Origin of the sequence: Microbacterium ureisolvens (genome assembly GCF_015278315.1) — a bacterium.
In the GTDB taxonomy this organism is placed as follows: domain Bacteria; phylum Actinomycetota; class Actinomycetes; order Actinomycetales; family Microbacteriaceae; genus Microbacterium; species Microbacterium ureisolvens.
The window spans coordinates 38981-50935 of sequence record NZ_JADIJE010000003.1 but is presented as its reverse complement, the minus strand read 5'-3'; the positions used below and the strand labels follow the sequence as shown (position 1 = coordinate 50935).

Genomic DNA, 11955 nt, shown 5'->3' with positions numbered 1-11955 from the left:
GTCAGTTCTCCTCGGGGAGGGCATCGATCGCCGTGGCGATCGCGTGGAATTCGTCGGTGAGGGAGGCCGCGAGGCGCGCGCCTGCGGCACTGGTGCGGTAGAACTTGCGCGGACGCGATTCGTCGGTGTTCCACTCGCTGGCGAGATACCCCTGCTTCTCGAGGCGGCGCAGGAGGGGGTACAGCGTGTTCGCATCGGTCGGGAAGCCCCGACCGCTGAGCTCCTCCAGGAGTCCATAGCCGTATCCCGGCGTCTCGAGCAGCCGGAGACAGGCGAGCACGACGGTGCCGCGTCGCAGCTCCTGCAGGTGCGTCTCGAGGATCTCGGTTTCGCTCATGTCTCACACCATACTGTGTGTCACACAGTATCGTCAATGACACTTTGTAGTTCTGGTCAGACCTGCGATGCTGAGGCCAAGCGCGAGAGGGGTCGATGATGTCCGAGCAGCCGAGCCGCTGGATCCGCCTCAAGTGGGCGCTCTTCGGCAAGCCCGTGAGCCACGAGGAGTACCGGAACGCACAGTCCTCCGTCTATCGCGACGCCCGCGTCGTCGGCCACTACGAGACGCGCGACGCCCGATTCCACGCCGGTGGGTTCTGAGCCGAAGCGGGCGGGCAGACTGAGTACGTGACGACTCCTGCCCCACTCCCCGCGCTCGACGAGATCGTCGCGTCTGCCCACGTCGTGGCGCTGCCGCTTGTGACCCGCTTCCGCGGTGTCGACGTGCGCGAGGCGCTCCTGTTCGAAGGCCCCGAGGGATGGGCGGAGTTCTCCCCCTTCGCCGAGTACGCCGACGGTGAAGCATCGACGTGGCTGGCTGCCGCCATCGAGGATTCGCGGATGCCGCGGCCCGCTGCGCTGCGCGAGCACGTGGGCGTCAACGCCACCGTGCCGGCGGTGGCCGCGGCATCCGTCTCGGCCGTCCTCGAACGCTTCGACGGCTGCCGCACCGCGAAGGTCAAGGTGGCCGAGCCCGGGCAGGTGCTCGCCGACGACGTCGCACGGGTGCGCGCAGCGCGCGAGGCCTTGGGGCCCGAGGGGCGTGTGCGCATCGACGCGAACGGCGCCTGGAACGTCGACGAGGCCGAGCGAGCGCTCCACGCCCTCGCCGAGTTCGACCTCGAGTACGCCGAGCAGCCCTGCGCGAGCGTCGACGAGCTCGCCGAGCTGCGGCGGCGCGTGAAGTACATGGGCATCCCGATCGCGGCGGACGAGAGCGTGCGCAAGGCGACCGACCCGCTCGCGGTGGCCCGGGCGGGCGCGGCCGACCTGCTCGTGATCAAGGCGCAGCCGCTCGGCGGCGTGCGTCGAGCCCTGGAGATCGTCGCCGAGGCCGGGCTCCCGGCGGTCGTGTCGAGCGCTCTGGACACCTCGGTGGGGCTCTCGATGGGCGTCGCGCTGGCAGCCGCACTCCCCGAGCTCGACTACGACTGCGGACTGGGCACGGCCTCGCTGTTCGCAGCCGACGTCGCCGATCCCCCGCTCGTCGCCCGGGCCGGCGCCCTGCCCACCGGTCGCGTGACCCCCGACCCGGAACTGCTCGCCGCGCACGCCGCCCCCGCCGCGCGGCGGGAGTGGTGGCTCGACCGACTCGGACGCTGCCACGCGGCGCTCGCGTCACGGCGCTGAGCACCCACGCATCAGAAGAGCGGACGCCCCGCGGCCAGGCGCCGTCGCACGTCGCGCAGCTGACGTCGCAGCGGCGCCTCGCGCACGGCGGCGGGCGCGACGCGCATGAGGCGCGCCAGACGGCGGTCGAAGCGCTCGAAGAGGCGGGCGTCGGCATCCGTCCAGGGCAGCTGCATCAGCGCGCGGAACTCCGGTCCGAGATAGCCGGCTACCAATCGCTGCCGCAGCCGCAGCACGCGCACCGGGATCCGGCGGCCGAGGTACTCGAGCCGCACGATGCGCGAGAGGTAGTCGCGCGTGCGCTCGTCCATCGTCAGCCCGGCGACCTCGGTGCGCCAGTAGGCCTCGAAATCGTCGCGCGTCGGCGGCCACGACTCGGGCGGCAGCTGGAGCGTCGTGCCGAACACGCGGCCCTGGCGGTAGAAACGCTCCCGGAACTCGCCCTCGAGCGGACCGTTCACGCGCTCGTAGGCGTGCTCGGCGCCGAGGTACAGGCACGCCGTGACCCAGCGCTGCACCGCGGGGTCGAACGCGTCGTAGCCGACCGGATGCCCCGGCTCGGAGCGGACGCGCGCGTGCGAGGCGTTCGTCGCCCGGCGCATCGCCGCACGCTCCTCGGCCCCGCCCAGCATGGTCACCGCGATGTAGGCCATCGTGGTGCGCGCCCGCCGCTTCGGGTTCTTGAAGAGATTGCCCTCGTCGACCTTGCTCTCCATGACGCCGTAGGCGACGGCGGGCCGTGAGAGCTGCATGATCACGTTCGACGTGCCGGCGGCGAGGATGAACCAGTTCGCCGCCTGTCGCAGCGCGTCGTTCTCCATGGCGTCCAGCTGCTGTCGCCGCTGCGCCTTCGTGGTCGAGCCTCCGGCTTCGTCGCCCGTGGTCATGGACGCACCCTAGCGCACCTTGTGAACCATCGTTCACAAATTCGTCGAGGCTCCGCGGCGGTCAGTCGGCGATCGGGTCCACCAGCGCCGTCGCCAGACGCGCGGTGCGCTCGTTGACGAGCCGGTGCATCTCGGTCGTTCCCAGGCCCGTCATGATGGCGAACGCCGACGTGTCCTCCCAGGTCTGCAGGATGAGACCGGCGAACTCCGTCGCCGGCACCCGCAGCCGGAACCGGTAGGTGAGGGCGAGCTCCTCGATGAACGAGCCCACCCGCTCCACCATGCCGGTCTGCCACGCGACGTAGGTCTCGGCGAGCCGCGGATCGCGCATCGCGCGCGTGCGGATCTCGCTGGTCAGGAGGATGCCCTGCTTCTTCTCGAACGCGACGTCGAGCAGCTGACGAACGAGCGCACCGGGTTCGAGGTCCTCGCCGCGCGCCTGCAGCACCGCGACGCGCTCGGCGACCTCGTCGATCTTCTCCCCCGCGACGCGCTCGGCGAGGGCGAGCATGAGCTCGTCCTTGGTCTCGAAGTTCGAGTAGAAGGCGCCGCGCGTGAACCCCGCGCGCTCGCAGATCGCCTCGACGGATGCCGCATCCACGCCCACCTCGGCGAACACCAGAGCGGCGGCATCCAGCAGCTTCTGCCGGGTCGCCTCGCGCCGGGGCGATGTCACGGTCGTGTCGGTCAACGCATCCTCCTTCGTCAGTCTCACACGCACTACTCAGTTTCGGGGCCGTACCGGGCCATACGATACACTCATGTATCCGATACAGCGCTGTATCGACAGATCCCGAACCACTCACCCGTAACCGGAGGCGCTGTGTCGACCCTTCTATATGCGCTCGGCCGCTGGACCTACCGCCATCCCTGGCGAGTGCTGGTCTCGTGGCTGCTGCTGCTCGCGCTCGCCGGCGGCGGCGCCGCGCTGTTCATGAAGGGCACCGACAACTCCTTCTCGATTCCCGGCACGGAGGCGCAGGAGGGCATCCAGCTCCTCGACCGGAGCTTTCCGCAGGCCAGCGGCACCAGTGCCCAGCTGGTGATCGTCGCCGCCGACGGCGACCGGATCGACGAGGACCCCTACGCCGGCGCGATCGACGACACCGTCGCGCACCTCGAGGACCTCGACGGCGTCATCGCCGTGACCGACCCGTTCAACGAGATGGTCACCGGCATGGTCTCCGAAGACGAGTCCGCCGCGATCGTGCGCCTGCAGTTCGACGGGCAGGCGACCGACGTCTCCGACGAGACGAAGTCAGGCCTCGAAGACGTCGCGCACGACTTGCGCGAGACGCTTCCGGAGGGCTCGCAGGTCGCCATGGGCGGCGACCTCTTCTCGACGTCGGTGCCGGCGCTGTCGCTGATCGAAGCGGTGGGCGTGCTCATCGCCCTGTTCGTGCTCATCGTCACCTTCCGCTCCTTCGCGGTGGCGTGGTTCCCGCTGGTGTCGGCGCTCATCGGCGTCGGCCTCGCGATCGCGCTCATCTACGTGTCCACGGCGTTCGCGTCGATCTCGTCGACCACCCCCATGCTCGCGATCATGCTGGGGCTCGCGGTCGGCATCGACTATGCCCTCTTCATCGTCGCCCGGCATCAGGACCAGGTGCGCGCCGGCGTGGAGCCCGAGGAGTCCGCCGCACGCGCGACCGGCACCGCCGGCTCGGCCGTCGTGTTCGCCGGCGTCACCGTGCTCATCGCCCTCATCGGCCTGGGCTTCGCCGGCATCCCGTTCCTCACCACCATGGGCATCGCGGCGGCCGTCGCCGTGGCGATCGCCGTCGTCGTGGCCGTCACCCTCACGCCCGCCCTCCTCGGCTTCGCGAAGGACCGCGTCGCCGGCTGGGGCCACGGCCGCAAGCGCCGCGGCATCGCGCTCCCCTCCCCCCGCCGCGCCGCCGACGCAGCCTCCGACGCGTCTGAGGACCAGACCGTCTCGTCCTCCGTGGACGGACCCGGCGCAGAGCACACCCCCGGGCGCGCGGGAGCGCCCACCGAGGCCGCGGAAACGCGCGGACGGAGAAGCAACGAGGAAAGTCTCGGAACCGCAGCCGGCAACCGGGGCGAGTCCGCGCAGACGACGAGCACCAAGAAGACGAACCGCTGGGTGATGCTGGTCACCCGCCACCCGTGGATCACCACCATCGCGGTCGTGCTGACCCTCGGGGTCATGGCGATCCCCGCCGCGAGCCTCGCTCTCGCGCTGCCGAACGCCGGCCAGCAGCCGGAGTCGAGCCAGGCCCGCCAGGCCTACGACCTCACCGCCGAGCACTTCGGCCCCGGCGCGAACGGCCCGCTCATCATGACGGGCACCATCGTCACCTCGACGGATCCGCTCGGCCTCATGGCCGACCTCGCGGACGAGATCGAGCAGGTGCCGGGTGTCAAGGAGGTCGCGCTCGCGACCCCCAACGAGACCGCCGACACCGGCCTCATCCAGATCGTGCCCGAGACAGCCCCCGACGACCCGGCGACCGCCGAGCTGGTGCGCGACCTGCGCGCGCTCGCGCCGGAGCTCGAGGACGAGTACGGCGTCGACCTGCTGGTGACCGGGTTCACCGCCGTCGGCATCGACATCTCCGACCGGCTCGGCGCCGCACTGCTGCCCTTCGGCGTGTTCGTCGTGGGCCTGTCGCTCGTCCTGCTCATGATCGTGTTCCGCTCGGTGTGGGTGCCCATCAAGGCGGCGCTCGGCTACCTGCTCTCGGTGCTCGCGGCGTTCGGCGTCGTGGCCGCGGTGTTCGAGTGGGGCTGGGGCGCCGACCTGCTGCACGTCGACAAGACCGGCCCCGTCATCAGCTTCATGCCGATCATCCTCATGGGCGTGCTCTTCGGCCTCGCGATGGACTACGAGGTGTTCCTGGTCAGCCGCATGCGCGAGGACTACGTGCACGCGCGTCGCGCCGCTGCGGGGCACGCGACCCGGAGCCGCCGCGACATCGCCGTCGGTGCGGTCCGCTCGGGCTTCACCGCCTCGGCGCGCGTGGTCACCGCCGCCGCGATCATCATGTTCGCGGTCTTCGCGGCGTTCGTGCCCGAGGGCGATTCGTCGATCAAGCCGATCGCGCTCGGACTGGCCGTCGGCATCGCCGTGGACGCGTTCCTGGTGCGCATGACGCTGGTGCCGGCGGTGATGGCCATCCTCGGCGACAAGGCGTGGTGGATGCCGCGCTGGCTCGAGCGGATCCTCCCCCACTTCGACATCGAGGGCGAGGCGGTCGAGCGCGAGCTGTCGCTCGCCGAGTGGCCCGAGCCGAACACGACCGCCGCGGTCGTCGGGCAGGGCGTCGGCGTGCGCGCCGATGCCGGCGGGTCGATGGGCGACGTCGTGCTCTTCGAAGACGCCACCTTCCGGGTCGAGCCCGGGGGCACCCTCATCGCGACCGGCGACCCGCGCGCCGCACGCGCGTTCGCGCTGACCGCTGCCGCACGCATCGCGCCGACCGAGGGCCGGCTGCGCGTCGCCGGGCACCTGCTGCCCGAGCGTGCCGCCTGGGTGCGCGCGCACGTCGGCCTCGCCCTGCTCGGCGATGGAGACGACCCCGTGGCGGCGCTGCGCCGGGCGCTCGCGGGCAAGGCGACGCTCGTGATCATCGAGGGCGTCGACGCACTCGACGCCGCCGAGCGGGATCAGGCGGCCGCGCTGCTGCGCGACGCGGCGAGCGCGCTGCGCACGGGCGACGACAGCGCCCGCCTCACGCTCGTCGTGACCTCCCGCACCGAGAGCGCGGCGCTGGCGCTCCTCGCCGACGCCCACCGCCCCGACGTGACGTCGATCGCGCTGCGCTCCGCGACCACTCCGACCACCACCACCGCAGAGGTGAACGCATGACCGCCCACTGGACCACCGCCCTCGAGCGCTCGCGCTCGCGCCGGCCCATCACCTGGCTCACGCTCATCGGCGTGCTGCTGCTGCCCGTCGTGATCGGCGGCATCCTCGTCGCCGCGCTCTACAACCCGGTCGAGCGGCTCGACAACCTCACCGCCGCGATCGTGAACGACGACGAGCCCGTGACGATCGACGGCCAGATGGTGCCGCTGGGCCGTCAGCTCACCGCCGGACTGGTCGAAGGCTCCGACGACCTCGACAGCAACCTCACCTGGACGCTCTCCAACGCCGAGGATGCGGCATCCGGTCTCGCCGACGGCACATACGCCGCCGTCATCACGATTCCCGAGAACTTCTCGGCCGCCGCGACCTCGACCCAGCCGGGCGAGGTGCCGGAGCAGGCGACGATCGAGGTCACCACTCCCCCCGACAGCCTGATCGTCGACGACGCCATCACGGCGCAGGTGGCCACCGCCGCGGCCTCGACCATGGGCACCCAGCTCTCGACCGTGTACCTCGAGAACGTCTTCCTCGGCTTCACGACGCTCGGCGACCAGCTCGGCACCGCCGCGGACGGCGCGTCGCAGCTCGCCGACGGCGCGACCCAGGCGGCCGACGGCGCCGCGCAGCTGCCCGGCGGCATCTCGCAGCTGGCCGACGGCAGCTCGCAGCTCTCCAGCGGCGCGTCGCAGCTGGCCAGCGGCGCGCGTCAGGTCGCGGGCGGCGTCACGTCGCTGCAGTCGGGGCTCACCACGATCGCCGGCAAGACCCGCGAGGCGGCGGCCGGCGCCCAGCAGATCGCCGACGGGGCGAACGCCGGCGCGGCGGCGCTCGAGCAGAGCGCGCTCGTGCCCTCGCAGATCACCGGACTCGCCGATGCCGCTCAGACCAGCGCGACGACGTCCGCGACGGCGATCGGCACGCAGGCGGCCAAACTGGCACAACTCGCCGCCCAGTGCACGCCCCTCGATTCTGACTTCTGCAAGACTCTGGCGACCGTGTCGCAGGACACCCTGGCGGCGGCGAGCCAGGCGGGCACCGCGGCGAGAGACGCGGGCACCGCGGCCTACGCACTCGACGCGTACAACACCGAGGCGACCGCGGAGCTCGCCGGCCAGTTCCGCCAGCTCGGCGCCGGCGTGGGCGCCCTCGCCGGCGGCATCGGCCAGCTCGCGGGCGGCATCGACCAGTCCGCAGCCGGAGCCGGCCAGCTGGCCACCGGTGTGACCGGTCTGCAGAGCGGTGCCAGCGGCCTCGCCGACGGCGCCTCGCAGCTCGCCTCCGGCGCCACGCAGGCGGCGGACGGCGCCACGAGCCTCGCCGACGGCGTCGCCCAGCTGGCGGACGGCACCGGCGAGCTCGCGAGCGGGCTGGCGACGGCATCCGACTCCATCCCGTCGTACACCGACGACGAGGCGACCGATCTCGCCTCGGTGGTCTCCGACCCCGTCGCCGCCGAAGGCGTCGGAACGTCGCTCTTCGGCGCGTCGGCCGTGCCGCTGCTGGCCACGCTCGCGCTGTGGTTCGGCGCGCTGGGCACGTTCATCGCGCTGCAGGCGGTCTCGCGCCGCGCGCTCACCTCGCGCCAGCCCTCCGCCTTGCTCGCCCTGCGCTCGTACGCGCCGGCCGCGGCACTGGGGGCGCTCCAGGGTCTCCTCGTCGCGGGGGTGGTCCAGCTGGCCGCGTCGTACTCGTGGAGCGAGTGGTCGGTGTTCGCCGTGGTCTGCGTGGTCGCGGGCATCGCGTTCGCGGCCGTCAACCAGGCGCTGGTGGCGGTCTTCAGCGGCGCGGGCCGCTGGATCGCCGCCCTGATCGGTGTGTTCGCGGTCGCCACCGGGATCGTCTCGACGGTTCCGGGCGTGCTGTCGGGCCTGGCCGGACTCATGCCCACCACACCCGCCTACAACGGCATGGTGGCAGCGCTCACCTCGGCGTCGGGGCTCGGCGCCGCGATCGCGGGGCTCGTGATCTGGACGCTGCTGGCGCTGGCCGCCACCATGCTCGCCGTCGCGCGGCGGCGCACCACCACCGCGCGTGCGCTGCTGAAGGCGACGCCGGTCACCGCCTGACCGCTCACGACAGAGCCCCGGACGCCCTCGGCGCCCGGGGCTCCGTCGTGCGGCGGGCGCCTCGTCCGATCGGCCGACCGACTCGGGCCGATCGGCCGATTGCCGCGCGCGGCCTGGACGGTCAGGATCGGAGTCGTGAACGCCACCGAGCCCTCCTCGCGTCCGTCTCCGGCGCCGAGCGCCCCGGCGCGGATCCCCCCGCGCTGGTTCATCCGCACCGCGTGGGTCGTCCATCGTGCGCTGTACCGCGTGACCGGCGGACGCGTCGGGCTGCGGCATCCGTCGCCCACCGTCTACGGCATGATGCGCCTGCACACGATCGGCCGCCGCACGGGAAGCCCGCGGGTCGCGATCCTCGGCTACTTCGAGGACGGGCCCGATCTGGTGACCCTCGCGATGAACGGGTGGGGCGACCCGCCGCCGGCGTGGTGGCTCAACCTCCAGGCCCGGCCCGCAGCATCGGTCGATCTGCCCGACGGCACGCGCGCGGTGGTCGCCCACGAGGCGACCGGCGCGGAGCGCGAACGGCTGTGGGCGGTGTGGCGCACCCTCGAAGGCGACGCGGACCTCGATGCTTTCGCGGCGCTCCGCAGCCGCGAGACCCCCGTCGTGGTGCTCTCTCCGGCGCCGTAGGCGCCATGTCCGGCGGGGCGGGTCGTCACCGAGGGGCGGGTCAGCTCAGTCCGGAGTAGGCGTGCAGGCCCTTGAAGAACATGTTCACGATGGTGAAGTTGAAGATCACGGCGGTGAAGCCGATGATCGACAGCCACGCCGAACGCGCACCCCGCCAGCCGCGCGTGGCGCGGGCGTGGATGTAGCCGGCGTACAGCACCCAGATCACGAAGGTCCACACTTCCTTCGTGTCGAAACCCCAGTAGCGGCCCCACGCGTCGTTCGCCCAGATTGAGCCGGCGATGAGGGTGAAGGTCCAGAAGATGAACCCGAGGATCGCGAACCGGTACGCGAGCGACTCGAGAGCGTCGGCGCTCGGAAGGGTCTGCAGGAAGGCCGGACCGGTCTTCGCGGGCGCGGCGGCGCGGGCCCCGGCATCCGTCTCCGCGTTCCCCGCGTCATCGTGCGCACGCGCCGCGATCGCGACCCGGCGCTCGCGTCGCGCCTGCATGAGCTGCAGCACTGAGAGGCCGAAGGCGAGGGCGAACAGGGCGGTCGCGAGCGACGCGACGAAGACGTGGATGACGAGCCAGACCGACTTCAGGGGGTCCATCAGCGGCACGATGTCGGTGTAGAACCAGATGGCCGTGCCGCCCAGCAGCACCACCACGAGCCCCGTGATGAAGGTGCCGAGGAATCGCAGGTCGTAGCGGAAAAGCACGCCGAGGTACACGGCGACGATGAGGAGCGTGCCGGTGAGGGCGAACTCGTACATGTTCGACCAGGGAACGCGGCCGGCGGCGATGCCGCGCGTCACGTCGGCACCGAGGTGGAAGAGGAAGCCGAGCACTGTGAGCGAGGTGCCGATGCGAGCCCAGACCAGGCGGGCGCGACGACCCACGGGAGCCTTGAGCGCCTCTTCGGAGGCTGCCTCCTGAGCGCGCAGCTGCTCGACGATGCCGGCGCGCGACGACGCCCCTCCGGCGTTGACCAGCTCCCGCTGGCGCACCCCGGCGCCCTTGGCCGCGGCGTCCTTCTCGTCCACGGCCACGGCGCCGCGCCGGGCCAGGTCGACCGCGTACGCGACGAACGCGAGCGCGTAGATCGCGATGGCCGTCCAGACCAGCAGCACCGAGACGTCGTCGAGGGTGAGGGGGGTGGCGTCGGGCATGGCTCTCAGTCTACGTCGGGGGTCGATTCGGGATTCGAGTCGCGCACGCGGCCGTTGTCCGCCACGGGATCCTGCGCCGTGCGCGAGTCGAGGCGGGAGGGGTCGGCGAGCGAAGCCAGGTGCCGCTGCGCGAACTGCTCGACGGCGGCGTCCAGCGAGGGGTCCTCGCCGCGCGCGAGACCGGCGTACTCGAGGTGCACGGTGTGCCCCTGCGTCGTCGCCTTGACCCACATGCGCCGGCGCGGCACGAACAGCGCGGCGAGCAGGCCTGCCAGAGCGAGCACCGCGAACACCAGCACCCACGTGGCCGAGGCGTCGCGGTGGATCGACAGCGAGACATAGCGCTTGACCGAGTCCTGGAACCCGGCCGCGCCGTCGGGCGCCTCGTTCTCGAACGTGATCGTGCCGAGCCCGTCGGGGAGGTCGACGGTCTCGCCGGGCTTCAGCTCCAGCGAGTCGACGCCGGAGTCGCCGCCTGCCAGCTGCGTCATCTCGCTCGGGTCGAGCGTGTAGACCGACCGCGGGACGCCGTCGTTGATCCCGAGGTCGCCGGAGTAGACCCAGAACGTCAGCATCGGGTACTCGAGGTCGCCGTACACCGAGGTGAAGGCACCGTTGGTGAGCTCCTGCGCGGTCGGATAGAAGAAGCCCACCAGGCCGACCTGGTCGCGGAGGCCGTCGGGCACCTTGACGACGCCCTGCGAGGTCATGTTGTTGTCCTGAGGGAGGAACGGCACGGGCTCGGAGAAGACGACCTCGCCGTCGGCATCGCGGATCGTGATGCTCGGGGCGTAGCCGTTGCCCATCAGGTAGACGCGGTCGCCCGCGATCTCGAGCGGGTGGTTCACCCGCACCTCGCCCTGCGAGGCGTCGGCGTCGGGGAACTGCGTCGTGAGGTGCGCGACGAAGTCGCCCGCCTGGCCCGCGCCCTGCTGTCCGGGCGTGACATACGACAGCGAGAAGTCGTCGAGCGTCAGCGCGTACGGCTGCAGCGCCTCCTCATCGACGAACCGGCCTGGATTGAAGGAGGTGTAGTCGAGCATCGTGTTGACCCACGTGCGGCCCTCGATGATGACGGTCTGCCCTGTGTAGGTGAAGCCGCCGCCGATGCCGACCGCGAGCAGCACGCCGACGAGCGAGGCGTGGAAGACCAGGTTGCCCGTCTCGCGAAGGTAGCCGCGCTCGGCCGAGACCGAGAGCGCCTTCGCGGTGTCGTACCGCGCCACGCGGTACCCGGCCTTGCGCAGCTGCTGCTGCGCGGCCTCGATCGCAGCCGCCGCGGTGGCTGCGGCATCCGTGTCGTCCTGGGATTCCAGGATCTCGGACCGGTGCGCCTCCAGCCGCGACAGGCGGGCGGGCGTGCGCGGCGGCTGGGCGCGCATCGCCTTGTAGTGGTGCTTGGTGCGCGGGATGACGCAGCCGACCAGCGAGATGAACAGCAGGATGTAGATCGCCGAGAACCACGGCGACGTGTACACGTCGAACAGGCTCAGGTTGTCGAGCACCGGCGCGAGGTCGGGGTTGTCGACGAAGTACTGGCGCACCCCGTTGGGGTCGGCGCTGCGCTGCGGCACGAGCGATCCGGGCACCGCGGCGATGGCGAGCAGCAGCAGGAGAACCAGCGCCGTGCGCATCGAGGTGAGCTGACGCCAGCCCCAGCGCAGCCACCCGACGACGCCGAGTGCGGGCTGCGTGATGCCGGCCTCGTCGGCGTCGGCGTGATCTGCGGGGCGGAGCGGGTCGGTCATGTCGGCGGTC

The 11955-nt window shown here is 71.7% G+C and carries 10 protein-coding genes; 5 read left to right on the top strand and 5 right to left on the bottom strand.

Annotated features, from left to right (window positions below; translation table 11 throughout):
• Position 1: 1 nt before the first annotated feature.
• The gene (locus tag IM767_RS05095; protein ID WP_109211386.1) at positions 2-337 is read right to left on the bottom strand and encodes a PadR family transcriptional regulator; all 336 of its coding nucleotides are present in this window, start codon (positions 335-337) and stop codon (positions 2-4) included.
• Between the two features lie 98 nt (positions 338-435).
• On the opposite strand from IM767_RS05095, the gene IM767_RS05090 reads away from it, so the two are divergent.
• On the top strand, positions 436-600 hold the full coding sequence (locus IM767_RS05090) for a hypothetical protein (protein WP_162564353.1): 165 nt from the start codon (positions 436-438) through the stop codon (positions 598-600).
• 27 nt (positions 601-627) lie between these two features.
• Positions 628-1629 (top strand): o-succinylbenzoate synthase, encoded by a 1002-nt coding sequence (locus IM767_RS05085; protein ID WP_109211387.1) that lies wholly within the window; start codon positions 628-630, stop codon positions 1627-1629.
• Between the two features lie 11 nt (positions 1630-1640).
• Here the strand turns inward: IM767_RS05085 and IM767_RS05080 are convergent, their stop codons facing one another.
• Together IM767_RS05080 and IM767_RS05075 are read right to left on the bottom strand one after the other, a co-directional pair.
• Entirely contained in the window at positions 1641-2516 is an 876-nt protein-coding gene (locus IM767_RS05080; protein ID WP_109211388.1) for an oxygenase MpaB family protein, read from the bottom strand.
• Positions 2517-2577: 61 nt separating this feature from the next.
• The gene (locus IM767_RS05075) at positions 2578-3207 is read right to left on the bottom strand and encodes a TetR/AcrR family transcriptional regulator (protein WP_109211389.1); all 630 of its coding nucleotides are present in this window, start codon (positions 3205-3207) and stop codon (positions 2578-2580) included.
• Between the two features lie 132 nt (positions 3208-3339).
• Here IM767_RS05075 and IM767_RS05070 point away from each other — a divergent pair, with 132 nt between their 5' ends.
• From IM767_RS05070 to IM767_RS05060, 3 genes are all read left to right on the top strand, one after another.
• Positions 3340-6348 (top strand): MMPL family transporter, encoded by a 3009-nt coding sequence (locus IM767_RS05070; RefSeq protein WP_109211390.1) that lies wholly within the window; start codon positions 3340-3342, stop codon positions 6346-6348.
• Complete coding sequence (locus IM767_RS05065; protein WP_109211391.1) at positions 6345-8414, top strand: YhgE/Pip domain-containing protein; 2070 nt, start codon at positions 6345-6347, stop codon at positions 8412-8414. The genes IM767_RS05070 and IM767_RS05065 overlap by 4 nt, the downstream gene beginning before the upstream one ends.
• Before the next feature lie 135 nt (positions 8415-8549).
• On the top strand, positions 8550-9047 hold the full coding sequence (locus tag IM767_RS05060) for a nitroreductase/quinone reductase family protein (protein ID WP_109211392.1): 498 nt from the start codon (positions 8550-8552) through the stop codon (positions 9045-9047).
• Between the two features lie 40 nt (positions 9048-9087).
• On the opposite strand, the gene ccsB is transcribed toward IM767_RS05060, so the two are convergent.
• Positions 9088-10197, bottom strand: a complete 1110-nt coding sequence (gene ccsB / locus IM767_RS05055; protein ID WP_109211393.1) for a c-type cytochrome biogenesis protein CcsB — start codon at positions 10195-10197, stop codon at positions 9088-9090.
• A 5-nt stretch (positions 10198-10202) separates the two neighbouring features.
• Positions 10203-11945 (bottom strand): cytochrome c biogenesis protein ResB, encoded by a 1743-nt coding sequence (gene resB, locus IM767_RS05050; RefSeq protein ID WP_109211394.1) that lies wholly within the window; start codon positions 11943-11945, stop codon positions 10203-10205.
• Between the last annotated feature and the right edge of the window lie 10 nt (positions 11946-11955).

Coding starts and splice junctions, on each gene's coding strand:
- IM767_RS05095 (WP_109211386.1), bottom strand. CDS start 337: ATGAGCGAAACCGAGATCCTCGAGACGCACCTGCAGGAGCTGCGACGC.
- ccsB (WP_109211393.1), bottom strand. CDS start 10,197: ATGCCCGACGCCACCCCCCTCACCCTCGACGACGTCTCGGTGCTGCTG.
- IM767_RS05090 (WP_162564353.1), top strand. CDS start 436: ATGTCCGAGCAGCCGAGCCGCTGGATCCGCCTCAAGTGGGCGCTCTTC.
- IM767_RS05065 (WP_109211391.1), top strand. CDS start 6,345: ATGACCGCCCACTGGACCACCGCCCTCGAGCGCTCGCGCTCGCGCCGG.
- resB (WP_109211394.1), bottom strand. CDS start 11,945: ATGACCGACCCGCTCCGCCCCGCAGATCACGCCGACGCCGACGAGGCC.
- IM767_RS05080 (WP_109211388.1), bottom strand. CDS start 2,516: ATGACCACGGGCGACGAAGCCGGAGGCTCGACCACGAAGGCGCAGCGG.